This window comes from Streptomyces incarnatus, assembly GCF_001027185.1.
Lineage (GTDB): Bacteria > Actinomycetota > Actinomycetes > Streptomycetales > Streptomycetaceae > Streptomyces > Streptomyces puniciscabiei.
This window is the reverse complement of record NZ_CP011497.1, coordinates 5,731,469-5,757,937: the sequence shown is the minus strand read 5'-3', so window position 1 is coordinate 5,757,937 and position 26,469 is coordinate 5,731,469. Positions and strand designations below refer to the sequence as shown.

Annotated in this window: 25 protein-coding genes; 10 read left to right on the top strand and 15 right to left on the bottom strand. The window is 72.5% G+C overall.

The annotated features are described in order from the left end of the window. Window positions 1-205: 205 nt before the first annotated feature. From ABB07_RS25950 to ABB07_RS25940, 3 genes are read right to left on the bottom strand one after another with little or no spacing between them, the layout of a single operon-like run. The gene (locus ABB07_RS25950; RefSeq protein ID WP_208900954.1) at window positions 206-1,207 is read right to left on the bottom strand and encodes an amino acid ABC transporter substrate-binding protein; all 1,002 of its coding nucleotides are present in this window, start codon (window positions 1,205-1,207) and stop codon (window positions 206-208) included. Then, on the bottom strand, window positions 1,204-2,583 hold the full coding sequence (locus tag ABB07_RS25945; protein WP_208900953.1) for a methylaspartate mutase: 1,380 nt from the start codon (window positions 2,581-2,583) through the stop codon (window positions 1,204-1,206). The genes ABB07_RS25950 and ABB07_RS25945 overlap by 4 nt, the downstream gene beginning before the upstream one ends. Further along, window positions 2,580-3,020: a cobalamin B12-binding domain-containing protein gene (locus ABB07_RS25940; protein ID WP_208900952.1), complete on the bottom strand. Its 441-nt coding sequence runs from the start codon at window positions 3,018-3,020 to the stop codon at window positions 2,580-2,582. The genes ABB07_RS25945 and ABB07_RS25940 overlap by 4 nt, the downstream gene beginning before the upstream one ends. 372 nt (window positions 3,021-3,392) lie before the next feature. Here ABB07_RS25940 and ABB07_RS25935 point away from each other — a divergent pair, with 372 nt between their 5' ends. The 7 genes from ABB07_RS25935 (at window position 3,393) to ABB07_RS25905 (ending at window position 12,046) form a co-directional block, all read left to right on the top strand. Then, window positions 3,393-4,619, top strand: a complete 1,227-nt coding sequence (locus ABB07_RS25935; RefSeq protein ID WP_208900951.1) for an MFS transporter — start codon at window positions 3,393-3,395, stop codon at window positions 4,617-4,619. Window positions 4,620-4,905: 286 nt separating this feature from the next. After that, entirely contained in the window at window positions 4,906-5,448 is a 543-nt protein-coding gene (locus tag ABB07_RS25930; protein ID WP_208900950.1) for an SRPBCC family protein, read from the top strand. Between the two features lie 107 nt (window positions 5,449-5,555). Continuing rightward, window positions 5,556-7,202, top strand: a complete 1,647-nt coding sequence (locus ABB07_RS25925; protein ID WP_208900949.1) for a class I adenylate-forming enzyme family protein — start codon at window positions 5,556-5,558, stop codon at window positions 7,200-7,202. Window positions 7,203-7,279: 77 nt separating this feature from the next. Then, entirely contained in the window at window positions 7,280-8,053 is a 774-nt protein-coding gene (locus ABB07_RS25920; RefSeq protein ID WP_208900948.1) for a 2,3-dihydro-2,3-dihydroxybenzoate dehydrogenase, read from the top strand. A 127-nt stretch (window positions 8,054-8,180) separates the two neighbouring features. Next, complete coding sequence (locus tag ABB07_RS25915) at window positions 8,181-8,846, top strand: isochorismatase family protein (RefSeq protein WP_208900947.1); 666 nt, start codon at window positions 8,181-8,183, stop codon at window positions 8,844-8,846. A 27-nt stretch (window positions 8,847-8,873) separates the two neighbouring features. Then, complete coding sequence (locus ABB07_RS25910) at window positions 8,874-10,904, top strand: anthranilate synthase family protein (RefSeq protein ID WP_208900946.1); 2,031 nt, start codon at window positions 8,874-8,876, stop codon at window positions 10,902-10,904. A 155-nt stretch (window positions 10,905-11,059) separates the two neighbouring features. Continuing rightward, entirely contained in the window at window positions 11,060-12,046 is a 987-nt protein-coding gene (locus ABB07_RS25905) for an NADPH:quinone reductase (RefSeq protein ID WP_208900945.1), read from the top strand. Window positions 12,047-12,081: 35 nt separating this feature from the next. Here ABB07_RS25905 and era read toward each other — a convergent pair whose 3' ends face one another. Further along, a complete protein-coding gene (era, locus tag ABB07_RS25900) occupies window positions 12,082-13,035 on the bottom strand; it encodes a GTPase Era (RefSeq protein WP_208900944.1) in 954 nt (317 codons plus the stop codon). Between the two features lie 152 nt (window positions 13,036-13,187). On the opposite strand from era, the gene ABB07_RS25895 reads away from it, so the two are divergent. Together ABB07_RS25895 and ABB07_RS25890 are read left to right on the top strand one after the other, a co-directional pair. Beyond that, window positions 13,188-14,504, top strand: coding sequence for an ammonium transporter (locus ABB07_RS25895; RefSeq protein WP_208900943.1), 1,317 nt, complete (start codon window positions 13,188-13,190; stop codon window positions 14,502-14,504). After that, on the top strand, window positions 14,501-14,839 hold the full coding sequence (locus ABB07_RS25890) for a P-II family nitrogen regulator (RefSeq protein ID WP_055704377.1): 339 nt from the start codon (window positions 14,501-14,503) through the stop codon (window positions 14,837-14,839). Before ABB07_RS25895 ends, ABB07_RS25890 begins: the two co-directional genes overlap by 4 nt. On the opposite strand, the gene ABB07_RS25885 is transcribed toward ABB07_RS25890, so the two are convergent. The 5 genes from ABB07_RS25885 to ABB07_RS25865 form a co-directional block, all read right to left on the bottom strand. Then, window positions 14,733-15,743, bottom strand: a complete 1,011-nt coding sequence (locus ABB07_RS25885) for a WxL protein peptidoglycan domain-containing protein (protein ID WP_208900942.1) — start codon at window positions 15,741-15,743, stop codon at window positions 14,733-14,735. The genes ABB07_RS25890 and ABB07_RS25885 overlap by 107 nt on opposite strands. Before the next feature lie 59 nt (window positions 15,744-15,802). After that, complete coding sequence (locus ABB07_RS25880; RefSeq protein ID WP_208900941.1) at window positions 15,803-17,140, bottom strand: beta-xylosidase; 1,338 nt, start codon at window positions 17,138-17,140, stop codon at window positions 15,803-15,805. Between the two features lie 162 nt (window positions 17,141-17,302). Then, window positions 17,303-17,779 (bottom strand): hypothetical protein, encoded by a 477-nt coding sequence (locus ABB07_RS25875; protein WP_208900940.1) that lies wholly within the window; start codon window positions 17,777-17,779, stop codon window positions 17,303-17,305. Between the two features lie 220 nt (window positions 17,780-17,999). Beyond that, entirely contained in the window at window positions 18,000-18,353 is a 354-nt protein-coding gene (locus ABB07_RS25870; RefSeq protein WP_208900939.1) for a cytidine/deoxycytidylate deaminase family protein, read from the bottom strand. Between the two features lie 28 nt (window positions 18,354-18,381). Beyond that, window positions 18,382-19,245, bottom strand: a complete 864-nt coding sequence (locus tag ABB07_RS25865) for a helix-turn-helix transcriptional regulator (protein ID WP_208903629.1) — start codon at window positions 19,243-19,245, stop codon at window positions 18,382-18,384. 143 nt (window positions 19,246-19,388) lie between these two features. Between ABB07_RS25865 and ABB07_RS25860 the strand changes: the two genes are divergently transcribed. Continuing rightward, on the top strand, window positions 19,389-20,831 hold the full coding sequence (locus tag ABB07_RS25860; protein ID WP_208900938.1) for an MFS transporter: 1,443 nt from the start codon (window positions 19,389-19,391) through the stop codon (window positions 20,829-20,831). Here ABB07_RS25860 and ABB07_RS25855 read toward each other — a convergent pair. The 6 genes from ABB07_RS25855 to ABB07_RS25830 form a co-directional block, all read right to left on the bottom strand. After that, window positions 20,816-21,835, bottom strand: coding sequence for a S66 family peptidase (locus ABB07_RS25855; protein WP_208900937.1), 1,020 nt, complete (start codon window positions 21,833-21,835; stop codon window positions 20,816-20,818). The two genes, ABB07_RS25860 and ABB07_RS25855, sit on opposite strands and share 16 nt — an antisense overlap. A 42-nt stretch (window positions 21,836-21,877) precedes the next feature. Then, the gene (locus ABB07_RS25850; RefSeq protein ID WP_208900936.1) at window positions 21,878-22,237 is read right to left on the bottom strand and encodes an MmcQ/YjbR family DNA-binding protein; all 360 of its coding nucleotides are present in this window, start codon (window positions 22,235-22,237) and stop codon (window positions 21,878-21,880) included. Continuing rightward, window positions 22,234-23,535 (bottom strand): hemolysin family protein, encoded by a 1,302-nt coding sequence (locus tag ABB07_RS25845; protein ID WP_208900935.1) that lies wholly within the window; start codon window positions 23,533-23,535, stop codon window positions 22,234-22,236. Before ABB07_RS25845 ends, ABB07_RS25850 begins: the two co-directional genes overlap by 4 nt. Before the next feature lie 9 nt (window positions 23,536-23,544). Next, entirely contained in the window at window positions 23,545-24,042 is a 498-nt protein-coding gene (gene ybeY, locus ABB07_RS25840) for an rRNA maturation RNase YbeY (RefSeq protein WP_208900934.1), read from the bottom strand. Window positions 24,043-24,054: 12 nt separating this feature from the next. Then, window positions 24,055-25,122 (bottom strand): PhoH family protein, encoded by a 1,068-nt coding sequence (locus ABB07_RS25835; protein ID WP_208900933.1) that lies wholly within the window; start codon window positions 25,120-25,122, stop codon window positions 24,055-24,057. A gap of 142 nt (window positions 25,123-25,264) precedes the next feature. Then, window positions 25,265-26,422, bottom strand: coding sequence for a carbohydrate kinase family protein (locus ABB07_RS25830; protein WP_208900932.1), 1,158 nt, complete (start codon window positions 26,420-26,422; stop codon window positions 25,265-25,267). Window positions 26,423-26,469 lie beyond the last annotated feature (47 nt).

The following is a 26,469-nucleotide window of genomic DNA, read 5'->3' as shown; positions in this document are numbered from 1 at the left end:
GGTGGGAACTCCAGGTGAGTCGGGTCTCCGGAGGCGGGCCGTGAGGGGAGGGGACGGCCACGGCCGATGGACGGGCGGTGGGCGGGCAGTGGCCGGCGGTCGGTGGGCGGCGGGCGGCGGGCGGTGGACGGTCGTGGGCAGGCGGTGGGCGGCGGGCGGTCGTGGGCAGACCACACCCCGTGGACCAGGCGAGCCGGCCCGTGGGTCAGGCGAGCGGCGGGGCGTAGATCAGGCCGCCGCGCAGCCACAGGTCGTTGAGGCCGCGCGGGATGCCCAGGCCGGAGGCGTCCCCGAGGTTGCGGTCGTAGATCTCGCCGTAGTTGCCGACCTGGCCGACGGCGTCCTGGATCCAGGTGGCGGGCAGACCGGCGGCGGCGCCCAGCCCGGCCTGCCGGTCCAGCAGCGCCGACGGGGTGCCGGCCGCGACGCCGGCCGCGGTCAGGCCCTCCGCCTCGGCGGCGACCAGGGCGAAGAACACCCAGCGGTTGATGCGCAGCCAGGCCGGGTCGTCGTCGCGGACGGCGGGACCCATCGGCTCGTTCGAGATCGTCTCCTCCAGGATGACGTGGTCGTCCGGGTCGCCGATGCGGGTGCGCTCTCCCGCCAGCACGATGCGGTCGCAGACGTAGCCGTCGACACTGTCGTCGGCGTACGCCGCCAGGGCCTCGGCGGGCGTGTCGAACGGGACGGCGGTGACCTCCAGACCCTGTGGTCCGTAGTAGGCGTCCAGGCTGGCGGCGCTGCTCGTGCCGCCGAGCACCGCCAGCTTGCGGCCCGCGAGCTGGGCGGCCTCGGTGATGCCGGTGGACTTCTTGACCATGAACGCGCCGCCGTCGTAGGCGGTGGTGGGCAGGAACACGGCCCCGGCCCCGCACTCGCGGGTCAGCGTCCAGGTGGCGTTGCAGCTGAGCAGGTCGATCGAGCCGTCCGCGAGGGAGGGCATCCGCTGCTCGGGGGTCAGCTCGACGTAGTCGACGGCGTCGGCGTCGCCGAGCACGGCCGCGGCCACGGCGCGGGCGGTGTCCACGTCGAGACCTCGGCGTACGCCCTGCTCATCGGTCCAGGACAGGCCCTTGATGCCGGTGGAGACGCCGACGCGGAGCCGGCCGCGGGCACGGACGGCGGCGAGGGTGGGGGATGCGGTCGATCCGGTGGTGGCGCCGGTGGAGGTGTCGGTGGTGGTGTCGGTGGTGGTGTCGGTGGTCATGCGAGGGCCGTTGCCTTTCGGAGGGTGGGACGGGTGGAGACGTGATCGGTGGTGCCGTCGTGGGTGCCGGCGGTGCGGTCGCCGGCGCCGGTGACGCGGTCGTACGTGTCGGTGCTGCCGTCGTAGGCGCGCTGGTTGTGCGAGAGCATCCGCAGGAGTTCGGCGGAGCCCACCCGGCGCAGCCGCTCGGCGGCCGGTATCACGGCGGCCGGCAGCGGCATCCGGCCCGGGTCGGACCAGCGCAGCCGGCCGTCCGGCGCGATGCGGGCGCGGGCCCGCTGCGCGGTGTCCGGGTGCAGGCAGTACGGCACGTCCAGCAGGCCGCGGGCGAAGGCCGTGACGAGTGCGGTCCCGACGTCCGGATGGAGGTCGAGCACCGCCTCGACGAGGGTGCGGGCCTCGGCATAGGTCTCGTTGTCGGTCAGGTCCGCGTCGTCCCCGGGCCGCCGCGCGGGCACCTGGCGGGCGCGGGCGGCGGCCGACTCGAGGGCCTCGACGTTCTCGCCGACGGTCGGGATGCGCATGGCCTCCGCCGCCGTCTTCACGATCAGCCGCTCGGCGCCCGCGGCCCTGGCCAGGTCGACGCTGTCCCGCAGGATCGCGGCGGACCCGGCGGGGGTCCTGGGGAAGAGCCCCATGAACGTGTAGACCACCAGGTGGACCTCCACATCCGGCAGGAACTCCGTGGCCAGTGCCCGCAGGGCGCGCAGCGCCTCGGCGTCCTGGCCCGCGTGCACCTGCTGGGAGTAGCTCAGCGACAGGCTGCGCACGCCGTACGCACGGGCGAAGAGGCCCTCCAGGACACCGAGCGCGACCAGCAGGCCCGGCGGGCAGAGCTGGCCCAGCATGCAGCCGGCGAAGCTCTCCAGGTGCCCGGGGCGCCCGTCGCCGGGGCCGTCGGCGAGCAGCCGGCAGCACTCCGCCCAGGCCGCGACCGCCTGGCGCAGCGGCACGCGGCTGTAGGGGAGGCAGTACGAGACCGGGCCGCCCTCGGTCGCGTCCAGACCGGAGTCCAGCAGCGCCTGGAAGATCTGCAGCGGCTGTGCGGAACCGTGCCGTACCTGGACCGGGAAGCCGGGGCCGATCAGACCGGCCAGCATTCCGCGGGTGCGGTCGGCGCCGTGCGCCACGAGCGGAAACCCGTTCAGGTCCTTTCCGGCCGCCAGGGCGCGGGCCGCCGCGGCGTGGTCGTTGACGCGGGTGTAGCTGTCGAGGGTGAGCGTGCCGACGGTGTCGGCGTCGGCACGTCGTACGGCCTGAAGTGCGGCGCGCATCCGGGCCGTGGTGGCGAAGCCGAGGCGGGGCTGGACGACCAGGGAGCCCGCGGCGGCCCGCTCGGCGACGTAACGGCCGAAGGCGACGGGTGGGCTGCTCATGCCGCCGTCACCAGGCTCAGGTTCCCGACGTAGCGGAGGAATTCCGGCACGGCCTCGTCGCCGACGAACACGCCGTCGAAGCCGGCGTCCAGCAGCTCGGGCACGAGATCGCGGTCCGCTTCACCCGCCACACCGAGCTTTCCGCCGATGACGACCGGGGTGCCGGCGAGTTCCTCACGGCCCTTCAATTCCCTGACGTAATCGGCGCCCTGCAGCCCGCCGTGGCCATTCACGCTGGAGAGCAGAATGAGGTCGGGCCGCAGTTCCAGGGCGCGTTCGGTGAGCATGTCGGGCGGTACGCAGGCGCCGAGATTGGTCACCTCGAAGTCGTTCTCCTCCAGCAGCAGTTGAAGGAAGACGAGGTTCCAGGTGTGCGAGTCCGAAGAGACGCTGGAGATGATCGCGTGCCGTTTCTGAGGTGGAAACCGACCGGGCATGAGGTCCCCCTGGGTACAGGTGTGGTGTGGGCTGGGGAGGAATGGAACGGGATGGCTTCGGGGAAAGGGGATTGGTGATCGGTGACCGGTGGGGCGACCGGCTCGTCCGATGCCCTGGACATTAGGCTGCTCTGGTCAATTCTCGCGATCTGTTCGGCCGTTGGTCGAATGCTGCGCCGTCGCGCCGAGGCCTGGGGCGCTGGTTTCGGCGCTGCGTCGAATACATCGCGCGAAAGGCGGCGCCGGGTGGATGCTGGGGCGCATCCGCCCCATCCCGGAAGGTGTCCGTCCCCTCCCGGAAGGTGTCCATGCCCTCCCGGAAGGTGTCCATGCCCTCCCGGAGATGTCCCCCCCACCCGCAGGAGTACCGTCATGTCCACCACGTCCGCGGCCACCCGGCCGCCGAAGTCAGCACAGGCCGGCGGCGCGGCCCCCGAGACGCCGCGCCGCGGTCTCACCGCCACGCTCGTCCTGGCCCTCGGCACCTTCGCGGTCGGCACCGACGCCTTCGTCCTGGCCGCGTTCCTGCCCTCGATGGCCGCGGGGCTGCGCGTCTCGCAGGCCGCCGCCGGCCAGGCGATCACCGTCTTCGCGATCGCCTACGCGCTGCTCGCGCCCGTCGTCGCCACCCTCACCGCGCGCCTGGAGCGCCGCACCCTGCTGGTCGGCGCGCTGGGCGTGCTGGCCCTCGCCAACCTCGGCTCGGCGCTCTCGCCCAGCCTCTCCGTGCTGCTCGTCACCCGCGTCCTCGCCGCGGTCGGCGCCGCCGCGTACACGCCCAACGCGGGGGCGGTCGGCGCCGCCCTGGTCCGCCCCGAACAGCGGGCCCGGGCCCTCGCGGTGGTCATCGGCGGGCTGACCGTCGCCACCGCGCTCGGCGTGCCGCTGGGCGGCGTGGCGAGCCACTGGCTGGGCTGGCGCAGCGCCCTCGCGCTGGTCGCCGCGCTGTGCCTGCTCGCCGGCGTCGGCGTGGCCGCCATCATGCCCAGGCTGCCCGGCAACCCCCGGGTGCCGCTGCGCGACCGGCTGGCCGCGCTGCGCCGTCCCGGAGTGCTCGCCGTGCTCCCGCTCACCGTGCTGGGCATGGCCGCCTGTTACACCGTCTACGCCTATGCCGTGCCCACCCTGCACGCGGTCGGAGTCCCCACCGCGGACGGCACGCTGATGCTGTTCCTGTACGGGCTGGGGGCGGTGCTCGGAAACCTCCTGGCCGGTGTGGTCACCGACCGCTGGGGCGCCGTGCGACTGCTGACCGGCGCGTACGTCGCCATGGGTGGCTCGCTGGCGCTGCTGGGCGGGATCGCGGCCCACGGCGGCGGAGCCGAACTCGCCGTCGGGCTCCTCGTGTTGCTGTGGGGTGGCAGCAGCTGGTCGCAGACCCCGCCGCAACAGCACCGGCTGATCGCCGCCGCACCGTCCGAGGCGCCGCTCCTGGTGTCGCTGAACTCCTCCGCGATCTATCTGGGCATCAGTGCGGGTACGGGCCTGGGCGGCCTGGCGCTGGCGCACGGGCCGGCGGCCGCGTACGGCCTGGGCGCGGTGCTCGCCGTCGTCGCGATGGCCTTCCTGACGGTGACCGGTCGCGGCCGCAAGGGGTAACTCCGCCTTCGGTCCCGCGCATTGTCCCCCTGCACGCATTCTCCCCCTGCACTCATTCTCCTCCTGCGCGCATTCTCCTTCCGCGCACGTTCTCCTTCGACTCACGTCTCATGGCCCCGGTACGCGGCGCAAGCCCGTGCCGGGGCTTCTCTTTGCCGCAGAACGTGGTTCTCCGGTATCCGAACCCTTCGACGGATCGCCGTACCGTTTCCCGCCCCTCCCCCATCCTTTGGGCACTGGACCGAAAGCATCGCGCGCCCCGGGAAATGCTGCGAGTTTCTTTCCCATGACGAACACGATGCTCGAAGCCCAGGAAACCTTCCGCGCCAGTGCCGGGATCTTCGTCCCGGCGCCTCCCGCCGAGGTCTACGACACGGTCAGCGACCTGCCCCGCAGCGGCGAATGGAGCCCGGAGTGCACCGGCGGCAGCTGGGTCGACGGAACCCCCGCGAAGGTCGGTTCGGTGTTCCGCGGCACCAACCACCGGGCCGCCGACGTCGTCGGCTGGGCCCCGGTCGTGCGCGGCGAGTGGACCACGGAGGCCGAGGTCACCGCGGCCGAGCCGGGCCGCACCTTCCGCTGGGCGATGCGCGACAGCGCGGGCCACGCGCAGGAGAGCGTCTGGGGCTTCGACCTGGCGGAGACCCCCGGCGGAACCCTCCTCACCCACCACTTCCGGATGGGCCGGGCCACCGAGGGCATCGAAGGCATCACCGCGGACATGTGCCGTGCCGAGCGGGCGCAGTTCATCCGCGAATGGCAGGTGAAGATCGAGAAGGACCTCCGGAAGACCGTCGAGCGCATTGCCCGGCTCATGAGCGCCGAATAGCGGCCACCCCTCCAGAAAACACCTCCCCGCTCGCCCCGAAGAAATTCCCCGCACCACCCGGAAATTCCCCGCACCACCGTCCGCCCGTACCGAAATAAGGAACCACCATGTTTCTGCAGCGCATCGGCAACAAGGGAATCGGTCTCGGCACGATACTCGACCGGGCCGCGGCCAAGCACCCGGCGAACGTCATCACCCTCGACCACGACCTGGACATCGCCCCCGAGCGCGGCCGCCGGCTGACCGTCGCCGAGGCCGCGGATCTGGTCGACGACTTCGCCGCCCGGCTGTGGGCGGCCGGCGTACGCTCCGGCGAGCGCGTCGTGCTGCACAAGTCCGACGGCTTCGACATCCCGCTGCTGGCCTTCGCCGTCTCCCGGATCGGCGGCGTACCCGTCCTGCTGTCCCCGAAGCTCGACGGCGCGTCGGTCGCCGAGCTGCTGCGCCGGGCCGCCCCCGCCCACCTGCTGACCGACCAGAGCAAGCTGGAGCGCGAACTCCCCGGCACCGTCCACGAGTACGCGACCAGCGTGCTGCTCGCCGCGGGCCACCACCCCGGCGCCACGGCGCTCGCGGACCTGGCCGGCGTGGCGCGGGTCGCCCCGGTCACCCTGCCGGCCGACCACCCGGCGCTGGTGACGCACACCTCCGGCACCACCGGCCTGCCCAAGCTCGCCGTGCACACCAGCCGTACGCTGCAGGCCCGTTACCGGCCGCAGGCCTCCGCGGTCGCCCTGGTCCGGGGGCGCGAGACCGTGGCCATGCACGTCTCCTTCGTGCACTCCCGGGTCATCAGCGCGATCGCCATCTCCCTGTACCGCGGCTTCCCGCTGCTCGTCCTCAAGGACTCCTCGCCGCGGCACACCGCCGACCTCTTCGCCCAGCTGCGGCCCGGCATCCTCGAAGCACACCCCAACTCATTCATGGAGTGGGAGGAGTTGGCGGGGGATCCGCGCGGCCCGCTGGCCCACGTCAAGTACTTCTCCAGCACCTTCGACGCGATCCACCCGCGCACCGTGCACCGCCTGCTGCACGCCTCCCGCCGTACGGCCCCGCTGTTCGTCCAGCTCTACGGGCAGAGCGAGACCGGGCCCGTCGTCGCCTCCTGCTTCACCCGCCGCCAGGCCGCGGACGCGAACGGGCGCCGGGTCGGCGTCCCCTTCCCCGGTATGACCGAGGTCCGGGTGGTCAGCCGCGACGGCAGGCCCGTCACGCCCGACAACCCCGGCTACATCGACGTCCGCAGCGACGGCCGCGCGGTGACCTTCCTCGGCGAACCGGAGCGCTACGCCCGGCAGGTCACCGCCGACGGCTGGTGGCGGATGGGCGATGTCGGCTACCGCGACCGGCTGGGCCGCCTGTATCTGCTGGACCGCGAGGTCGATGTCATCGAGGGCTTCGGCTCCACCCTGACCGCGGAGGACACGCTGCTGGCGAAGCTGCCGGAGCTGACCGAGGTCATCGTCGTACGGGGCGCGGACGGCCGGCCGGTGCCGGTGGTGTGCACACGGGAGGACCGGCCGCTGGACCTGGCGGCATGGAAGGCCGCGGCGGCCGGGCTGCCGGACATGGCCGATCCCGTGCGGTGGCGCATCGACGAGCTGCCGCACACCGCCACCACCAAGATCAAGCGGCTGGAGCTGGGACGCATGCTCGCCGCGGCGGCCGAGGAGCCGAAGGAGGGGACCGTTCTTGCGGATTCGCTCGCCCAGGAGCCGAAGGAGACGGCCTCGCTCGCCGGTTCGCCGGCCTGAAGTACCCGCCTGCCGACGGGGTACGGACCGGGCCCTCCCCCGCGCGGCCCGTACCCGCCCACCCCGAGGAGCACCGCATGGAACTGCACGGACGCGTCGCCTGGGTCACCGGCGCGGCGGGCGGCATCGGCCGCGCCGTCGTCCGCCGGCTCGCCGAGGACGGCGCCCGGATCGCCGCCAGCGACACCGATCCCGTCGCGCTCGAGGAGGTGATCGCCGAACTGCCCGGAGCCGCCCGGCACATGGCTGTCGAGCTGGACGTACGGGACGCCGATGCCGTCGAGTCCGCCCTGGACCGCGTCGAGGCCGGACTCGGTCCGGTCGACGTCGCGGTGAACTGCGCGGGCATCCTGCGCACCGGCCCGATCGCCGCGCTGACCCAGGAGACCTGGGAGGAGGTGCTGCGCTGCAACGCCACCGGCGTCTTCCTCGTCTCCCGCGCGGTGGCCGGACGGATGGCGGCCCGCGGCGGCGGCAGCATCGTCACCGTCGCCTCCAACGCGGCCGCGCTGCCGCGGATGAACATGGCCGCCTACGCCGCCTCCAAGGCCGCCTCGACGATCTTCACCAAGTGCCTCGGTCTGGAACTGGCCGCCACCGGTGTGCGCTGCAACGTCGTCGCGCCCGGCTCCGTCGACACCGCCATGCAGCACGCCCTGTGGCACGGCCCCGACGCCCGGCAGAAGGTGATCGACGGCGACCCGGCCACGTACCGGCTGGGCATCCCGCTGCGCCGGCTCGCCACCCCCGAGGACGTCGCGGAGACCGTCGCCTTCCTGGCCTCCGATCGCAGCCGGCACATCACGATGCAGGACATCTACGTCGACGGCGGACAGTCACTGCGCGCCTGACGGCCTGCCGGGCCCCTTCTCGTCACCGGGCCGCCCCCTTCTTCCCCACCGGGCACCCCCTTCTTCCCCCCGGGCCGCCCGTCTCCTTCGCCCCGCCGCCCTACTCTCCGCAACGGGAGGACCCACCATGTCCCTCGCCCCCATCCCCGCCTACCCGCTCCCCGGGCGCGACGCCTGGCCGGCTCAGGCCGTCGGCTGGCGGCCCGACCCGTCCCGTGCGGCGCTGCTCGTCCACGACATGCAGGAGTACTTCCTCGCGCCGTACGCCGCGGACGCCGAGCCCCGCCGCTCGGTCACCGCGCACGTACGGGCCCTGCTGGACGCCGCCCGCCGGGCCGGGATGCCGGTCTTCTACACCGCGCAGCCCGGCAGCATGACACCCGCCGAACGCGGACTGCTGATGGACGTGTGGGGGCCGGGGATGCGGGCCGACGCGGCCGACCGGAGCATCCTGGCGGAGCTGGCGCCCCGGCCGGGCGAGACCGTGCTCACCAAGTGGCGCTACAGCGCCTTCGCCCGCACCGACCTGGCGGACCGGCTGGCCGCCGCCGACCGCGACCAGCTGGTCGTCTGCGGCGTGTACGCGCACGTCGGCTGCCTGATGACGGCCTGCGACGCGTTCACCCGGGACATCCAGCCGTTCCTGGTCGCCGACGCGGTGGCCGACTTCTCCTACGACTACCACGTCCAGGCCCTGACATACGCCGCCGAGCGCTGTGCCGCCACCCCCGCCACGGCCGACGTCCTGGCCGCCCTGCACCCCGTACCCGCCCTCGCGACCGCCACGCGCTGAACGCGACCGCCACGAAAGGGAGATGACATGACCGCGCACCAGGCGCCGGCCCTCGAAGGAGGGCTCGCGGACCTGCTCCGCGCCGCCCTTCCCCCGTTCGCCCTCCTGTACCGCCCCCAGACCGGCGGGCCCGGGATCGTGGACCTCCTGATCGGTGACGTCCGGCGGCTGGACCGGCTCGACGACCTGCCCCGGCCCCCGCGCGGCGCCGCCGCCCGTCCCGCCGCACCGGTGATCGACAGCCTCGCGCTGATCCCCTACCGGCAGATCACCGAACGCGGCTTCGCCTGCCAGGACGACGGCGAGCCGGTGCTCGCGCTGGTCCCGCACACCCACCACCAGCTGCCGCTGGAGGAGGTCATCGCCTGCCTGCCCGAAGACGCCCCCGAGCCGTCCACGCCGCGTTTCGAACCCGACGACGCGACGTACGCCGCGACCGTCCGCCGCGTCCTGGAGGACGAGATCGGGCAGGGCGAGGGCGCCAACTTCGTCATCCGCCGCTCCCTGGTCGCCGAGCTCGGCACCCCCTCCCTGCGGCCGGTCACCGCGGCCTTCCGGCGGCTGCTGGAGCGCGAGCGCGGCACCTACTGGACCTTCCTCGTCCACACCGGCGACCGCACCTTCATCGGCGCCACCCCCGAACGCCACATGTCCCAGCGCGGCGGCACCGTCACCATGAACCCCATCAGCGGCACCTACCGCTATCCCGCCGCCGGACCGGACCTGCCCGGTGTGCTGTCCTTCCTCGACGACGCCAAGGAGCGCGACGAGCTCTACATGGTCGTCGACGAGGAACTGAAGATGATGGGCCGGGTGTGCCCCGAGGGCGGCACCGTGCACGGCCCGTTCCTCAAGGAGATGTCCGGGCTGGCGCACACCGAGTACGTCATCGAGGGCCGCAGCGGGGCGGCGCCCGCCGACATCCTGCGCGCCGGCCTGTTCGCCCCGACCGTCACCGGTTCCCCGCTGGCCAGCGCCTGCCGGGTCATCGCCCGGCACGAACCGCGCGGCCGCGGCTACTACAGCGGCGTGATCGCCCTGCTGGGCCGGGACGCGGACGGCCCGACGCTGGACTCGGCGATCCTCATACGCACCGCCGACATCGACGCGGCCGGACGGCTGGAGATCGGCGCGGGTGCCACCCTCGTACGCCACTCGGACCCGGCGGCGGAGGCGGCGGAGACGCGGGCGAAGACGCAGGCGCTGTGGCGGGCGTTCGCGCCCTCCGCCTCCCGGACCGCCACCGTCGCCGCAGCGGATGCCACGGCCCACGCCGCCGCCGGCCCCTCCGCCTCCGCCCAGGCGTCCCCCGCGGTCCGGCCGCCCCGCTGCTTCGCCGCGCACCCACAGGTGCGGGAGGCCCTGGAGCGGCGCAACGCCCGCCTGGCGCCGTACTGGTTCGCCCGGCCGGAGGAACGCCACGCCGTGACCGCGGCGGTGGCCGGCCGCAGTGTCCTGGTGGTCGACGCGGAGGACAGCTTCACGGCGATGCTCGCCCAGCAGATCCGCTCGCTCGGTGCGACGGTGACGGTACGCGACCACGACGCGTACGTCGACGCCTCGGCGTACGACCTCACGGTGCTGGGGCCCGGGCCCGGCGATCCGCGCGACATCCACCACCCCAAGATCGCGGCACTGCGCGCGCTGACGCTGCGACAGCTCGCCCACGGCCGACCCACGTTCGCGGTCTGCCTGAGCCACCAGGTGCTGTGCACCCTGCTGGGACTGCCCGTCGTCCGCAAGGACAGCCCGCACCAGGGCCAGCAGGAGAGCATCGACTACTTCGGCCGGCGCCAGCCGGTCGGCTTCTACAACACCTTCGCCGCCGTGCACGACAGCGACCTGCTCACCCACCCGCTCGCGGCCGGCCCGGTCGAGGTCTGCCGCGCCCCGGAGACCGGCGAGGTGCACGCGCTGCGCGGACCGGCGTTCGCGTCCGTCCAGTTCCACCCGGAGTCGCTGCTCACGCCCGGCGGCCTGGGCATCGTCTCGGACGCCCTCGCCCGGCTGCTGACCCCGGCGCCGATCACCACCGCCCCGGCGCTCGCCCTGGGCTGAATCCCCCCGGGGCGGCGCCGGAACTGGTGGACGCGGCGCCGGTCATCGGCGGGCCGGAGAGTGCGCCGGCCGTGCCCCGCGCACCGTGACCCGCCGGCCCCGCCAGGCCGCACCAGCCCTTGACACCCCTGCCCTCGAAAGGGAGACCACTCGCCATGCGCGCCGCCTACATCGAACGGCTCGGCACCCCGGAGGCCATTCGCCACGGCGAACTGCCCGATCCCCGCCCGGGCCCCACCGATGTCCTCGTCGACGTCACCGCGACCACCGTCAACCCCGTCGACACCTTCGTGCGGTCGGGTGTCTTCCGTACGCCGCTGCCGTTCCCGTTCGTCGTCAGCCGCGACCTGGTGGGCACGGTCGCCGAGGCGGGACCCGGCGCTCCCGGGTTCGCCGTCGGGGACACCGTGTGGTGCAACAGCCTCGGCCACGAGGGCCGGCAGGGCGCCGCGGCCGAACGGGCCGTCGTACCCGCCGACCGTCTCTACCACCTGCCCGCCGGCGTCGACCCGAGGACCGCGGTCGCCGTGCTGCACCCGGCGGCCACCGCCTACCTGGGCCTGTTCACGCACGGGGAGCTGCGGCCCGGAGAGACCGTGGTCGTGGCCGGGGCCGCCGGCAACGTCGGCAGCGCGCTGACCGTCCTGGCCGTCGAAGCGGGGGCCCGGGTCGTCGCGACCGCCGCCGCGCGCGACGCGGACCACTGCCGTTCCCTGGGGGCCGACGCGGTCGTCGACTACCGCTCCGACCGCCTCCTGGACGCCCTGCGCGAGCACGTCCCGAACGGCGTCGACCTCTACGTCGACACCAGCGGCACCAACGACCTCGGCCTCGCCGTCCCGCTCCTCGCCCCGCGCGGCCGGATCGTCCTGCTGGCCGGCGCCGCCTCGCACCCCGTACTCCCGGCAGGCGCCCTCTACATGAAGGACTGCAGCATCCGGGGGTTCGTCATCTCCCATGCCACCACCGGCGAACTCGCCGAGGCCGCCGTCACCATCAACCGCCTCCTCGCCAACCGCCGACTGCGCCCCCGCGCCGTCACGTCCTTCCCCCTGAGCGCGGCCGCGGAGGCCCACCGCAGCGTGGAACAGGGCGAGACCCGCGGCCGGCGCGTCATCCTCGACGTACGGGGAGGGGAGTGATCAGAAGCCGAGTCCGAACGGGTGGGAAGGAAGGCTCAGAAGCCCAGCTTGCGCAGCTGCTTCGGGTCGCGTTGCCAGTCCTTCGCCACCTTCACGTGCAGGTCGAGGAAGACCGGCGTGCCCAGCAGCGCCTCGATGTGCTTGCGGGACTTGATGCCGACCTCCTTCAGGCGCTTGCCCTTGGGGCCGATGATGATGCCCTTCTGGCTGGGGCGCTCGATGTAGACGTTGGCGTGGATGTCGAGGAGGGGACGGTCGGCGGGGCGGTCCTCGCGCGGGAGCATCTCCTCCACGACCACGGCGATGGAGTGCGGCAGCTCGTCGCGGACGCCCTCCAGCGCGGCCTCGCGGATCAGCTCCGCGATCATGACCTGCTCGGGCTCGTCCGTGAGGTCGCCCTCGGGGTAGAGCGCGGGGCCCTCGGGCAGCAGCGGGATCAGCAGGTCGGCCAGGAGGTCCACCTGCTTGGCGCCGACCGCCGACACCGGCACGATCTCCGCCCACTCGATGCCGAGGTCCTTGCCCAGCTGGTCGATGGCGATCAGCTGCTCGGCGAGGGCCTTGGAGTCGACCAGGTCGGTCTTGGTCACGATCGCGACCTTCGGGGTCTTCCTGATCCCGGCCAGCTCCTTGGCGATGAAGCGGTCACCGGGACCGATCTTCTCGTTCGCCGGGAGGCAGAAGCCGATCACGTCGACCTCGGCCCAGGTCGTGCGGACCACGTCGTTGAGCCGCTCGCCGAGCAGCGTGCGCGGCTTGTGGAGGCCGGGGGTGTCGACCAGGATCAGCTGGGCGTCGGGCCGGTGCACGATCCCCCGCACCGTGTGCCGCGTCGTCTGCGGCTGGTTGGCGGTGATCGCCACCTTCTGCCCGACCAGAGCGTTCGTGAGGGTGGACTTGCCCGCGTTGGGGCGGCCCACGAAGCAGGCGAAGCCGGCGCGGTGGACGGCCTCGGCCGACTGCTCGGATGACTGGGTACGCACGCTCATGCCGTTCATTGTCCCTGATCCACGAGGCCCCGCCGTACCGTGAGATTTCGGTAACCCAGCCGCAACGAAACGTCACGGAAACACACCCGTACACAACCGGAAACGCGCACCGGTGACCCTCTGACGAGCCCGCACACCCGTTGGAGACGCCCGTGACCCTCGCCGCCGCGCACGTCGACACAGGCGACACCGCCTGGCTGCTCGCCGCGACCGCCCTCGTCCTGCTGATGACCCCGGGCCTGGCCCTGTTCTACGGCGGCATGGTCCGCACGAAGAGCGTCCTCAACATGCTGATGATGAGCTTCGTGTCGATCGCCCTGGTCACGGTGGTCTGGCTGGCGGCCGGCTACTCCCTCGCCTTCGGTGACGACGCGTTCGGCGGGCTCATCGGCGGGCTCCACTACGCTGGCATGGCGCACATCACCCCGGGCAGCGTGCACGGCACCGTCCCCACCGCCCTCTTCGCCACCTTCCAGCTCACCTTCGCCATCATCACGGCCGCCCTGATCAGCGGTGCGGTCGCCGACCGTACGAAATTCTCGGCGTGGCTGGTCTTCGTCCCGGTGTGGACCCTGCTCGTATACGTTCCGATCACCCACTGGGTGTGGGGCCCGGGCGGCTGGATCGCCGACGCGCTCGGCGCGCTCGACTTCGCGGGCGGTCTGCCCGTCGAGATCACCTCCGGCGCCTCCGGTCTCGCCCTGTGCCTGGTCCTCGGCCCGCGCCTGGGCTTCAAGAAGGACGCCATGCGGCCGCACAACCTGCCCATGGTGATCCTCGGCGCCGGTCTGCTCTGGTTCGGCTGGTTCGGTTTCAACGCGGGCAGCGCGCTCGGCGCGAACGGCCTCGCCGCGGCCGCCTTCCTCAACACCCTCGCCGCCGGCTGCACCGGTCTGCTCGGCTGGCTCTTCGTCGAGCAGAAGCGGGACGGCCACCCGACCACGCTCGGCGCCGCCTCCGGCGCGGTCGCCGGTCTCGTCGCGATCACGCCCTCCTGCGGCACGGTCTCCCTGCTCGGCGCGCTGATCGTCGGCCTCGCCGCCGGTGTCGTCTGCTCGTACGCGGTGAGCTGGAAGTTCAAGCTCAACTACGACGACTCCCTGGACGTCGTCGGCGTCCACCTGGTCGGCGGCGTCATCGGCACCCTGCTGATCGGCCTGTTCGCCGAGAAGGCGATGACCGGCCACGCCGAGGGCCTCTTCTACGGCGGCGGGCTCGCCCCGCTCGGCAAGCAGCTGCTCGCCGTGGTGGTCGTGGCCGGGTACGCCTTCGCGGTGACGTACGGCCTCGGCAAGCTGCTCGACAGGGCGCTGGGCCTGCGCGCGAGCGAGGAGCAGGAGCACACCGGCCTGGACCTTACGGTGCACGCCGAGACGGCATACGATCACGGCGTCCTGGGCCACGGCGCCCCGGTCTCCCACTCCCTGCTCACCGCAGCCAGCACGCAGAAGGTCGACAGCCAGGCATGAAGCTCATCACCGCGATCGTCAAGCCATACCGTCTGGACGAGGTCAAGACCGCCCTGCAGGAGCTCGGCGTGCACGGTCTGACCGTGACCGAGGCGAGCGGCTACGGCCGGCAGCGCGGCCACACCGAGGTGTACCGGGGCGCCGAGTACCGGGTCGACCTGGTGCCGAAGGTGCGCATTGAGGTCGTGGTCGAGGACGCGGACGCCGAGGCCGTGATCGACGCGATCGTCAGGGCCGCGCAGACGGGGAAGATCGGGGACGGGAAGGTGTGGGCCGTGCCCGTGGAGACGGTCGTACGCGTGCGGACCGGCGAACGCGGCCCCGACGCGCTCTGACCAGCAGCACACCGGTCACCACACCCGCGACGAACACCAGCGCCGCGAGCAGCCACGGCAGCGCGAGGAAGGACGCGCTCGCCGACTGCCGGGTGCCGGGCGCGCTCGCGGTCAGCGTCACGTCCGCCCGGTCGAGCTGCGGCGCCCCGCGCCAGGTCTCGGTGAGCCGGACCGACTGCCCCGGCAGCAGCTCCGACGGCACCCCGGTCAGCTCCCGGTCGAGCAGCGTACGGCCGAACAGCCCGCGCGCCTTCAGCTCCACCTTCGGGTCGAGGGTGATGTTCCCGGTGTTGCGCAGGGTGTAGGAGACGGTCGCCGTGCCGGCGCCGAGCCACGGGATCAGCGGCTGGTGGTGGGTGAGGTGCAGCTGCCCGACGGAGAGCGCGGGCAGTGTGGGCCCGCTGACCCGGAGGTAGACCCGGGCGCCGACGGCCCGCTGCACCCCGAGGGCCAGGGAGCCGCCGCCGGGGTCGACCCGTTCGTCGAGGGCGACGATGGCACCCGGATGGTCGCCGGGTTCGGCCCCGTCCGGGACGTGCAGCGTGAACGGCACGGTGACGGTCCCGTGCCCCGGCACGGTGATCCGCGACCTCGCGGGCTTCGCCCACGCGCCCACCCCGAGCATCCGCTCCTTCAGCGTGCGTACGGCGAAACCGCCGTCGCGGGCGGTGTTGTAGGCGTCGGCCGCGTAGACGCGGAAGGTGAGCGGCGTGCCGGTCCTGTTCTGGACGGCGACCTGGTCGGTGAGGGTCTGGCCGGGGTCGGCGGAGAGGTAGAAGTAGGGCCGCGCGGCGATCTTCGAGGCGACCGGGTAGACGGACCAGCTGCCGTTGTCGGCGGCGCGTGCGGGCGTGGCCTGCCATGCCAGCATCAGGCCCAGGAGGAGGACGTACAGCTTGCGCATGGGTGCGGACCCCCGCGGAGGAGAGACGAAGGAACGGGCGGGTGCGGACGCCCGCACGCTCAGGTGAGCGTCAGCGTGAGCACGCCGGAGTACCCGCCCGGCGCCGTGAACGCCGGTACGTCCAGGGATAGTCCGGCGTCGACGGTGAACTCACCGCCGGTCAGCGTGCCGTCGGAGGTCGATGCCAGGGTCGCGCCCGAGGCGCCCACACTGCCCGCCGAGCCGGCCTTGCAGGTGCTGGGGCTGCCCGCCTTGGTCGCGCACGCGGGCGTCCAGCTCAGCTTGCCGGCGTCGATCCTGCCGCCGGGACCGGCGAAGTCGGTGACCTTGCCGGTCAGGGACCAGCCCGCGGGCCCGCCGCGGAAGTCCCGCACGGTCACGGTCTGGAGCTTGCCGGTCGAGGCCCCGCCCTTGCCGAAGTCGACCGCCGACAGCGCGACGGAGTCGCCGGCCTGGGACATGGACAGCGTGCCCGCCTTGACGGTGGTGGTCAGCTTCTGACTGCCGGGCGGGACGGGGGTGTTGTCGTTGACGACGTAGGCCGCGGGTCCGGCGCCCTTGTCCGCGCTCCAGGAGGCGCCCTCGTAGGCCACGATGCCGGTCGTCGTCTTGTCGTTGACGACCAGCGAGCCGCTGAAGGAACCCTGGGCGTTCGCGGTCACGGTGGCCGTGTCGGCCGTCTGCTGGTTCCCGGACCGCCCGGCCAGGGTGACGGTGGCGCCCGGCGTGAAGTTCGTACCGCTGACCGTGACCCCGGCACCGGGGTCACCGGAGGCCGAACTCAGCGAGATGGCCCGGGTGTTGGCGGGTGTGCCGTCGGTCGCCGTGACCGTCTCCGACACCGGGGCGGGCGGGTTGGTGACCGTGCACGGGGTGTCCAGCTCCAGGATGTAGCTGGTGTGGATGTTGTAGTCGCCGGGCGAGAGGGTGATCTTCCCGGCCTTGGTGACGGTGAACGTGCCGGTCATGGAGAAGGACGGGAAGGCGGCCTTCCCCGGCACCGGCGGATTCTTCTTGGGCCCCGCGACGGTCACGTCCCCCGTCTGGGCGCCGCCGAGGGTCACCTTCCCGGTCGGGGTCATGATGTCGGCGGGCAGGGCGAGGTCGGTGGGATTGCTCGCGGCGGCGGTGACCACGGTGTAGGTCACGGTGATGGTGTCGCCGACCTTGGGACTGGTGTTGTCCACCGACACGTTGGCGGTCGTGGTGCCGTCGATCGGCGGGATGCCCGCGACGGCGGGCGGGATGCAGTGCGTGGCGAAGTCCACGTTCGTGCCGGCGGCACCGGCCGGACAGGCCAGCGCGCCGCCCGCGGTGACCGCGAGCGCGGTCGCCCCGAACAGGGACGCCCAGCGCCACCGTCGGGATCTTCGTGGTCTTGGGGGTGTCGAACCCATGGGGCCCCCTCCTGAGGGTTGCGGGCGCAGCGGCTCGTCTGCGCCGACAGGGGGCATTGATGTGGAGCCGGGGTGAGAAGTCAATGGAGATGCCGCAGAAATCTGACGGATCATCAGTTCTCGTCGGTTTCTGCGGCATCCGGAACAGATCGCTCAGGTCGGTCAGTCGAAGACGAAGGGGCCGGGCGCCTGCGGACCGCTCGCCGTACAGGTCACCGTGACCCCGAAGATCACCATCTTCAGCGAGCCGCCGTAGGCGTCCAGGCTGTCACCGGAGGCGACGGTGCCGGGGAGCGGGCCGACGCTGACGGCGTCGCCGGTGTTCATGGCGGGGTTCTTGGTCCCGCTGAACACCACGGAGCCGCCGCCCGCCCTGGCCAGGGTGAGGGTGGAGGAGATGGAGTCCTGCGCGACCGCGACCGGCGCGGTGATCGCGGAGGAGGTGAGGGTGATGGTGGCCGAGGTGCCGCTCTGGGTGGCGGTGAGCGTGGCCGAGCCACCGCCGAAGATGCCGCAGCTCGCGGTGATGGTCGCCGACTGTGGGGTGACGGCGGCCGCGGTGGGCGCGAAGGCCAGTCCGGTGACCGCGAGGGCCCCGGCGGCCAGCGCCGCACCCGTTGCCGTGCGCTTGCCTCTCATGGGGATCCGCTTCCCTTCCCTGTGGGGGGTGCCGTGTGGGGGGCCGACGGGCGGGTGCGGATCTGACGACCCGTCGGACGTACGGCTTCATTGATGCGCAAGGGAAGGAACCCAACAAGGTTGAATTCCAGCCGACCTTTCGTTCGGTGCCCTCTCAGCCGACCGAGACGGGTGGGCGGGTGGGCAACCGGGGGTCCAGGGGGCGGAGCCCCCTGGTACGTCAGCCGGCGGAAACGGTAACCCGCACAACACCGTCAGGGCCGGCCAGCAACACCGGCGTCTCCACACCGCCGAGGTCAGCGACAGCAGCCCGGTCCTCGTCCGGCAGGACTTCCGCGTCGCTCACCACCGCCGCCGCCTCCAACGACGTAGCCCCGGAAGCCACCGCCATGGCCACGGCCGTACGCAGCGCGCTCAGCTCCAGCGACGGCAGCGAAACCGACCCGGCGGCATACGTACGCCCGGTGTCGTCCCGTACGGCCGCCCCCTCCGGCACACCGTTGCGGACCCGCACGGAACGGGCCAGGGTCACGATCTTGCGGTCCTCGGGGTCAAGCGCGTTGCTCTCGGTCATGCCCAGAGCATACGAAGCCCGGGCCGCGTCACCCCGCCACGGGGTACATCGCGCCCCGCCGCCCCTCCGGAGAGGCCAGCCACTCCAGCTTCGCCGCGGTGTTCGCCTCGTCCAGCGGAGTGTGCAGCACGATCATCAGATCGGGCCGGGCCGGCACCTTCATCACCGTCGACTCCACGACCAGCAGCCCGACCAGCGGATGCTCCAGTTCCTTGCGGATCTGCCCCTGGTCCTCGATGTCCCGCTCGGCCCACATCGCCCGGAACTCGGCGCTGGCCTCGCTCACCTCGGCGAGCACCGACTGGAAGCCCTCGTCGTCCGGACGCGCCGCGCACGCCGCCCGGAACTGCGCCACGACCGTACGCGCGTTCCGCTCCCAGCTGTGGCTGCGCGAGCGGTACAGCGGGTCGGTGAAGAAGTCGACGAGACAGTTCTGGGTGATGTCCGGCCGCATGCCGAGCACGATCGCGGCCGCGTCGTTGTACATCACGCAGTTGTAGTACAGGTCCATGATGTGCGCCGGATACGGCATCCAGGTGTCGATCAGCCGCCGCAGCCCGTCGCAGTTCGCCCGCTTCCGCTCGGGCGCGACCTCGGGCGCCGGCGGGTTCATCCCGGCCAGCAGGTACAGGTGCCGGCGCTCGGCGTCGCTCAGCCGCAGCACCCGGGCGACCGCGTCCAGCACCTGCGGGGAGACGGAGATCTCCCGTCCCTGCTCCAGCCACTGGTACCAGGAGGCGCCCACGCCGGCGAGCACCGCGACCTCCTCCCGGCGCAGTCCCGGCGTACGGCGCCGACCGCCCCCGGCCGGCAGCCCGGCCTCCTCGGGACTGACCCGGGCCCGCCGGCTCATCAGGAACTCCCGCAGTTCGTCGCGCCGATGACTCCTCATCGCCCCCGCAGCAGGCACGTACCGCTCCTCCCCCGTCGTGTCCGATGCCCGTCGTGTCCATTGGTGCCACGTGTCTGGTGGTGCCACCACCACCATAAGTTCCGACTCCCCACCGTTGTTCCGTTCGCCGGAAGCTCTTTGCCATGGCGATCGACACCACCACCCAGTCCACCACCCCCACGGGCACACCGCTCGACACCCCCCGGCCGCCCCGGTTGTCGACGCGTGACAAGCTCGTCCTGTTCGTCCTGTGCGCGGCCCAGTTCATGGTCGCGCTGGACTTCTCCGTCCTGAACGTGGCCCTGCCGGAACTCGGCACCGACCTCGGCATGAGCCGCTCGGCCCTGCAGTGGGCGGTCACCGCGTTCGCGCTGCCGTCCGGCGGCTTCCTGCTCCTCTTCGGCCGCATCGGCGACCTGTACGGCCGCCGCAAGCTGTTCCTGACCGGCCTGGCCCTGTTCGGCGCGGCCTCGCTGCTGGCGACCCTGGCCTGGGACCCGGCGTCCTTCCTCACCGGACGCGCACTGCAGGGCCTCGGCGCGGCGGCGATCGTCCCGACGGGCATGTCCCTGCTGACCACCACCTTCCCGGAGGGCCCGGCCCGCGACCGCGCCCTCGGTATCTCCGGCACGCTGCTGTCGCTGGGCTTCACCGTCGGCATGGTCGCGGGCGGTGTGCTCACGGACGCGCTCGGCTGGCGCTCCACGATGGCCCTGCTGTCGGTGTTCGCGCTGATCGTGCTGCCGCTGGCGCCGGGTCTGCTGCCGGAGTCGCGCACCCCGCAGCGGCCGCGCCTGGACGTGCCCGGCGCGGTCACCGTCACCGGCGGTCTGCTGTCCCTGATCTACGCCCTGTCCACCGCCGCCGACCACGGCTTCGGCCGCGCGGACGTCATCACCACCCTGGTCGCCGGGCTGCTCCTGCTGGCCGTGTTCACGGTCGTGGAGTCCCGTACGGCCGCCCCGCTCGTCTCGCTGCCGATGCTGCGCCGCCGCACGGTGGCCTGGGGCAACGTGGGCGGTCTGGTCACCTTCTCGATGATGTCGACGGTGATCTTCGTCCTGACCCTGTACCTCCAGGAGATCCTGCGCCTGTCGGCCTTCGAGACCGGCCTGGTCTTCGGCGTCCAGGGCGTGCTGTCGGCCGTCGCCGGCTCGCTCGCCCCGAAGGTGATCGGCCGCTTCGGCGCCCGCCGCACCCTGGTCGGCTCGCTGACCGGCCAGGGCGCGCTGATCGCGGCGCTGCTCCTGCTGAACTCGCACGTCTGGTCGGTCTGGCTCGCCACGGCGGCCGTGTCCCTGGCCAGCATGTGCCACCTGGGCGCGATCATCTCGTACGGCCTGACCGTCACCTCCGGGGTCCCGGACGAGGAGCAGGGCCTGGCCACCGGTCTGGTGACCTCCACCCAGCAGGTCGGCATCACGGTCGGCATCCCGCTGCTGGGCGTCCTGGCCACCACGTCCGGCGACCTGCTGGCCGGTGTCCACACGGTCCTCGCCCTGGACGCGGCCATCGTCCTCGCCGCCGCCGTCCTGGTCGGACTGGGCCTGCGCCAGGGCCGGAGCCGGGGTCAGTCCAGGGTCTGAACGATCCCGCTCCGCGCGGCCGTGTGCACCACACGGCCGCGCGCGCCGTTGACCAGGGGAAGGCAGGGGGCGACATGCCCGCACTCGACATCGGCGACGATCGGCACCCCGAGCGGGCCGAGCGCGTCGAGCACGGCCTCGTGCTGGGTGAGGGTGCGGCTGTCGGGGGCGTGGGTGCGGCCGACCAGGACGGCGGCGGCCCGCTCGAAGAAGCCGGCAAGACGCATGCCGTGCAGATTGCGGCAGATGGTGAACGCGTCGTCCCCGCAGGCCTCGACGTAGACGAGCAGCGGCTCACCGGCGGCGAAGGCGGATGTGTCCAGGTACGGCGTACCCGCGAGGTTGACGAGGGTCTCGACGCACCCGCCGATCAGCCGGCCCGCGGCGTCCACGTCACCGTCCCCGTCGAGCCGGGTCCAGGTGCCCTCGGCGTCCAGCGTGAGCTCGCGGATCCCCGGGTTCCGGGTCCAGTCGTCGTACCCCCCGGACCGGTACCGTCCGGGCGGGGTCTGCGCGAACGGCTCGCCCTGCGGCGCGGCGACGATGTCCAGCCAGGAGTCGAGGCCCTCGGGCGCCCGGTACGGGGTGTCCATCAGGTTGTTGCCGTGCACGGTCGCGACGCCGGTGAGCAGGGTCAGCGGCGTGATGATCGTGGACATGTCGGAGTAGCCGACGACCCAGGTCGGCTCGGCCCGCCCGATCGCCGCGAAGTCGAGCAGCGGCAGCAGGTCGATCGCGGTCTCCCCGCCCCACGGAGGCACCACGGCCCTGATGGACGGGTCGGTCAGCATCTCGGTCAGTTCGGCGGCGCGCTCGGCGGCCGGGGCGCTGACGTGGGTGGAGCCGTCCATGCACCGGCCGACGACCACCTCGTAGCCGCGCGCCTCGATCTCCTTGAGCGCGACGTCGAGGCGCCCGCGGAGTTCCGGGGCCACTCCGCTGGAGGGAGAGGTCACACCGACACGGTCACCGGGGCGCAGGGGGCGCGGATATCTGATCGTCATACGGGAGATACGACCCCGCGCCGACCGCCCCGGGCAACGGATTTACGGCCGGTCCAGCCGCAACCGCTCCGCCCGGGGAAGCCCCGCGACCACGAGGTCGTACGAGTCCTCGATCAGCTCTTTCACCAGCCGCTCCGGCAGCCCGCCGTCGACCGTCACGGTGTTCCAGTGCCGCTTGTTCATGTGGTACCCGGGGATGATCAGCCCCTCGTGCTCCCCGCGCAGCCGGACCGCGTCCTCCGGGTCGCACTTGAGGTTGACCGTGAGGGGCCGCGCGCCGAGGTTCGTCAGGGCGAACATCTTGCCCAGCACCTTGAACACCGAGGTCTCCGGGTTGAACGGGAAGTCCTCCTCGGCGGCGTTGAAGGACAGGCAGAAGGCGCGCAGTTCCTCGGGCGTCACTCGGGGTTCGCCTCCTCGGCGGCCGGCACGGGGACGGGCTCCACCAGGACCGTCACGATCTTGTTCCGGCGGCCGGCCGCGGCCTCCGCGGTCAGCTTCAGCCGGCGCTCGTCGGGCAGCTCCACCTCGGCGGACGCGCCCGCGATGGGCACCCTGCCCAGGGCCTTGGCGAGCAGGCCGCCGACGGTCTCCACGTCCTCGTCGTCGTACTCCTCCAGGCCGTACAGCTCGCCGAGGTCGGTGATGTCCAGGCGGGCGGTGACCCGGTAGCGGTCGTCGCCGAGTTCGACGACGGGCGGGAGTTCCCGGTCGTACTCGTCGGTGATCTCGCCGACGATCTCCTCGAGGATGTCCTCGATGGTGACGATGCCGGCGGTGCCGCCGTACTCGTCGATGACGACGGCGACGTGGTTGCGTTCCTTCTGCATCTCGCGCAGCAGGTCACCGGCGTTCTTGGTGTCCGGCACGAAGGCGGCGGGCCGCATGGCGGTGGAGACCAGGTCGCTCTCCGCCTCCCGGCTGATGTGCGTCTTGCGGACCAGGTCCTTCAGGTACACGATCCCGACGATGTCGTCCTCGCTCTCACCGGTGACCGGGATCCGGGAGAACCCGGAGCGCAGGGCGAGGGTGAGGGCCTGCCGGATGGTCTTGAAACGCTCGATGGTGACCAGGTCGGTGCGCGGCACCATGACCTCGCGGACGAGTGTGTCGCCCAGCTCGAAGACCGAGTGCACCATGCGGCGCTCCTCGTCCTCGATCAGGGACTCCTGCTCGGCGAGGTCGACCAGCGCCCGCAGCTCGGCCTCGGAGGCGAACGGGCCGCGCCTGAAGCCCTTGCCGGGCGTCAGCGCGTTGCCGATGAGGATGAGCAGCGACGGGATCGGGCCCATGATCCGGGCCAGCGGCAGCAGCACGTACGCCGCCGCGGTCGCGGTGTTCAGCGGGTGCTGGCGGCCGATGGTGCGGGGCGACACCCCGACGGCGACGTACGACACCAGCACCATGACCCCGATGGCGACCAGCAGGGCCTGCCAGGTGGCGGTGAACTCCTCCAGGCAGGCGTAGGTCACCAGGGCCGCGGCCGCCATCTCGCAGGCGACGCGGACCAGCAGGGCCACGTTCAGATAGCGGGTGGGGTCGGCGGCGACCTGGGCCAGCCGGGCGCTGCCGCGGCGGCCGGACTTGACGGCCTCCTCGGCGCGGAAGCTGGAGATCCGGGCGAGGCCCGCCTCCGCGCAAGCGGCGAGCCAGGCGACGACGACCAGCGCGATCGCGCCGACCACGATCTGCGGAGACATGCGGCCCGCTCAGGAGACGGTCGGCGCCGGGGACGGCCCGGTCAGCCCGCGCTCGGCCCGCCAGCCGTCCACGATGGCGGCCTGCAGCCCGAACATCTCGGCCTTCTCGTCGGGCTCCTCGTGGTCGTACCCGAGCAGGTGCAGCACCCCGTGGACGGTGAGCAGCTGGAGCTCCTCGTCCATGGAGTGCTGCGTCTCGGCCTCCGCGCCCTGCTTGGCGGCGACCTCCGGGCACAGCACGATGTCGCCGAGCAGCCCCTGCGGCGGCTCGTCGTCGTCCTTGGACGGCGGCCGGAGCTCGTCCATCGGGAACGACATGACATCGGTCGGACCCGGCAGGTCCATCCACTGGATGTGCAGCTGCTCCATGGCGTCGGCGTCCACGACGATCACCGAGAGCTCGGAGAGCGGGTGGATGCGCATCCGCGCGAGCGCGTAGCGGGCGATGTCGAGGATCGCCTGCTCATCGACCTCGGTACCGGACTCGTTGTTGACGTCGATCGACATGGTCGTGCTGGTCTACTTCCCCTTGTGCCGGCCCCGGCCGCCCTTGTGGGTGCCGTTCTCGGTGCCGTACCTGTTGTCGTACTCCTCGTACGCGTCGACGATACGGCTCACCAGCTTGTGCCGTACGACATCGTGGGACGACAGCCGGGAGAAGTGGACGTCCTCGACCCCTTCGAGGATCTCCTGCACCTGCCGCAGACCGCTCTTGGTGCCGTTCGGCAGGTCGACCTGCGTCACGTCACCGGTGATCACGATCTTCGAGTCGAAGCCGAGGCGGGTGAGGAACATCTTCATCTGCTCGGGGCTCGTGTTCTGGGCCTCGTCCAGGATGATGAAGGCGTCGTTGAGGGTCCGGCCACGCATGTACGCGAGCGGCGCGACCTCGATGGTCCCGGCGGCCATCAGCCGCGGGATCGAGTCCGGGTCGAGCATGTCGTGCAGCGCGTCGTACAGCGGGCGCAGGTAGGGGTCGATCTTCTCGTAGAGCGTGCCCGGCAGGAAGCCGAGCCGCTCGCCCGCCTCCACGGCCGGCCGGGTCAGGATGATCCGGTTGACCTGCTTGGACTGCAGGGCCTGGACGGCCTTGGCCATGGCCAGGTACGTCTTTCCGGTACCGGCGGGGCCGATGCCGAACACGATGGTGTGCTTGTCGATCGCGTCGACGTACCGCTTCTGGTTGAGGGTCTTCGGGCGGATGGTCCGGCCCCGCGAGGACAGGATGTTCTGCGTCAGTACCTGCGCCGGGGTCTCGGGCCCGTCGCTCGTCCCGTTCTCGCTCGCCTTGAGCATGGCGATCGAGCGTTCCACTGCGTCCTCCGTCATCGGCTGCCCGGTGCGGAGCACCAGCATCATCTCGTCGAACACGCGCGAAATGAGGGCGACGTCGGCGGGGTCGCCGGCCGCGCTGATCTCATTGCCCCGGACGTGTATGTCGGCCGCCGGGAAGGCCCTCTCGATCACACGCAGGAGGGAGTCACCGGAACCCAGCACGGTCACCATGGGGTGCTGGGCGGGGACGGTGAACTGCGCTCTCGCCTGCTCCTGCGGGGGAGTGGTGTGAGCTGTGGGTGTCTGTGTCATGGGCCGGCGCTGAAGGCCTGCGCTTCCTCCTCGTCACGGCCGCACGGCTGAGGGCGGCCTCGCGCTTCCAGAGTACGACGGTGCGCTGACAAGCCCGTAGGACTTTTCGGCGGACGGACACGGCCGGTGCCCGCCCCGCCGGTCAGGTGGACCGCCGGAAGCCGATGGTCGGGACGGCCCGGCGCAGGGGCCAGACCCGGTCCAGTTCCTCCGGCACCAGTCCCTCCAGGAACGCGTACCGCTGCAAAGCCGCCGGATCCTGCCCGGGAAGGGCCTGCACACGCCGCCACCACGCCCCGATCTCCGACCACCCCGGCGCCGACAGCGACCCCCCGAACTCCTGCACCGACAGCGCCGCCGTGAGCCCGGCGAAGGCCAGCCGGTCCGCCAGCGGCCACCCCGCCAGGGATCCCGTCACGAACCCGGCGACGAAGACGTCCCCCGCCCCCGTCGGATCCAGCGCCTCCACGGCGATCGCCGGCACCTCCGCCGCCTCCCCCGTCCGCCGGTCCACGGCGTACGCCCCCTCCGGCCCCAGCGTCACCACCACCACCGGCACCTGCGCGGTCAGCGCATGCGCGGCGGCCCGCGGACAGTCGGCCCCCGTGTACCGCTTCGCCTCCTCCGCGTTCGGCAGGAACGCCTCGCAGTGCTCCAGATCGGCGAGCCCGGCGAGGTCCCACGCCCCGGTGTCGTCCCAGCCGACGTCCGCGAAGATCCGGGTGCCCTCCCGCGCGGCCTCGGCGATCCACGGCGCGCGCGTGCCGGGTGTCAGGGAGGCCACGGCCGCTCGCGCGCGGGGCGGGTGCGCCGGGGCCCCCTCCGCGCCGAACACGGCCGCGGGCGGCGGCTCGTGCCCGTGGGACACCATCGTCCGCTCCCCCTCGTACGCCATGGACACCGTCACCGGCGAGTGCCAGCCGGCCACCGTCCGGGACGCCGACAGGTCGATGCCCTCGCCCTGCGCCAGCACGTCCCAGCAGTACTCGCCGTAGTGGTCGTCCCCGAAGGCCGCCGCCAGGGAGGTCTTCAGGCCGAGCCGGGCCAGGGCCGTGGCCATGTTGGCGACCCCGCCGGGGCTCGACCCCATGCCCCGGGCCCAGGACTCGGTGCCGCGCACGGGCGCCGAGTCCAGGCCGGTGAAGATGATGTCGAGGAAGACCGTGCCCGTCAGATAGACGTCCCAGGGCGGGTCGCCGGGCCGGCGCAGCGCGGCGAGCGGGTCGACCTGGGCCTGACAGCGCGCGGCCTGGGTGAGGTGTTCCGGTTCCTCTCCGGTGATCGTGTGCGACGCGGTCACGGTGCGCTCCCTGGCGTGGTGCGGATCTGGCCAGTGTGCACCAATCG

Excerpts from the sequence above, each read along its gene's own strand:
- ABB07_RS25860 (WP_208900938.1), top strand. The coding sequence starts at position 19,389 with ATGGCGATCGACACCACCACCCAGTCCACCACCCCCACGGGCACACCG.
- ABB07_RS25870 (WP_208900939.1), bottom strand. The coding sequence starts at position 18,353 with ATGACCGAGAGCAACGCGCTTGACCCCGAGGACCGCAAGATCGTGACC.
- ABB07_RS25880 (WP_208900941.1), bottom strand. The coding sequence starts at position 17,140 with ATGGGTTCGACACCCCCAAGACCACGAAGATCCCGACGGTGGCGCTGG.
- ABB07_RS25945 (WP_208900953.1), bottom strand. The coding sequence starts at position 2,583 with ATGAGCAGCCCACCCGTCGCCTTCGGCCGTTACGTCGCCGAGCGGGCC.
- ABB07_RS25890 (WP_055704377.1), top strand. The coding sequence starts at position 14,501 with ATGAAGCTCATCACCGCGATCGTCAAGCCATACCGTCTGGACGAGGTC.
- ABB07_RS25950 (WP_208900954.1), bottom strand. The coding sequence starts at position 1,207 with ATGACCACCGACACCACCACCGACACCACCACCGACACCTCCACCGGC.
- ABB07_RS25845 (WP_208900935.1), bottom strand. The coding sequence starts at position 23,535 with ATGTCTCCGCAGATCGTGGTCGGCGCGATCGCGCTGGTCGTCGTCGCC.
- ABB07_RS25905 (WP_208900945.1), top strand. The coding sequence starts at position 11,060 with ATGCGCGCCGCCTACATCGAACGGCTCGGCACCCCGGAGGCCATTCGC.
- ABB07_RS25855 (WP_208900937.1), bottom strand. The coding sequence starts at position 21,835 with ATGACGATCAGATATCCGCGCCCCCTGCGCCCCGGTGACCGTGTCGGT.
- ABB07_RS25875 (WP_208900940.1), bottom strand. The coding sequence starts at position 17,779 with ATGAGAGGCAAGCGCACGGCAACGGGTGCGGCGCTGGCCGCCGGGGCC.
- ybeY (WP_208900934.1), bottom strand. The coding sequence starts at position 24,042 with ATGTCGATCGACGTCAACAACGAGTCCGGTACCGAGGTCGATGAGCAG.
- ABB07_RS25935 (WP_208900951.1), top strand. The coding sequence starts at position 3,393 with ATGTCCACCACGTCCGCGGCCACCCGGCCGCCGAAGTCAGCACAGGCC.
- ABB07_RS25865 (WP_208903629.1), bottom strand. The coding sequence starts at position 19,245 with ATGAGGAGTCATCGGCGCGACGAACTGCGGGAGTTCCTGATGAGCCGG.
- ABB07_RS25915 (WP_208900947.1), top strand. The coding sequence starts at position 8,181 with ATGTCCCTCGCCCCCATCCCCGCCTACCCGCTCCCCGGGCGCGACGCC.
- ABB07_RS25835 (WP_208900933.1), bottom strand. The coding sequence starts at position 25,122 with ATGACACAGACACCCACAGCTCACACCACTCCCCCGCAGGAGCAGGCG.
- era (WP_208900944.1), bottom strand. The coding sequence starts at position 13,035 with ATGAGCGTGCGTACCCAGTCATCCGAGCAGTCGGCCGAGGCCGTCCAC.
- ABB07_RS25940 (WP_208900952.1), bottom strand. The coding sequence starts at position 3,020 with ATGCCCGGTCGGTTTCCACCTCAGAAACGGCACGCGATCATCTCCAGC.
- ABB07_RS25925 (WP_208900949.1), top strand. The coding sequence starts at position 5,556 with ATGTTTCTGCAGCGCATCGGCAACAAGGGAATCGGTCTCGGCACGATA.
- ABB07_RS25920 (WP_208900948.1), top strand. The coding sequence starts at position 7,280 with ATGGAACTGCACGGACGCGTCGCCTGGGTCACCGGCGCGGCGGGCGGC.
- ABB07_RS25930 (WP_208900950.1), top strand. The coding sequence starts at position 4,906 with ATGACGAACACGATGCTCGAAGCCCAGGAAACCTTCCGCGCCAGTGCC.
- ABB07_RS25885 (WP_208900942.1), bottom strand. The coding sequence starts at position 15,743 with ATGCGCAAGCTGTACGTCCTCCTCCTGGGCCTGATGCTGGCATGGCAG.
- ABB07_RS25910 (WP_208900946.1), top strand. The coding sequence starts at position 8,874 with ATGACCGCGCACCAGGCGCCGGCCCTCGAAGGAGGGCTCGCGGACCTG.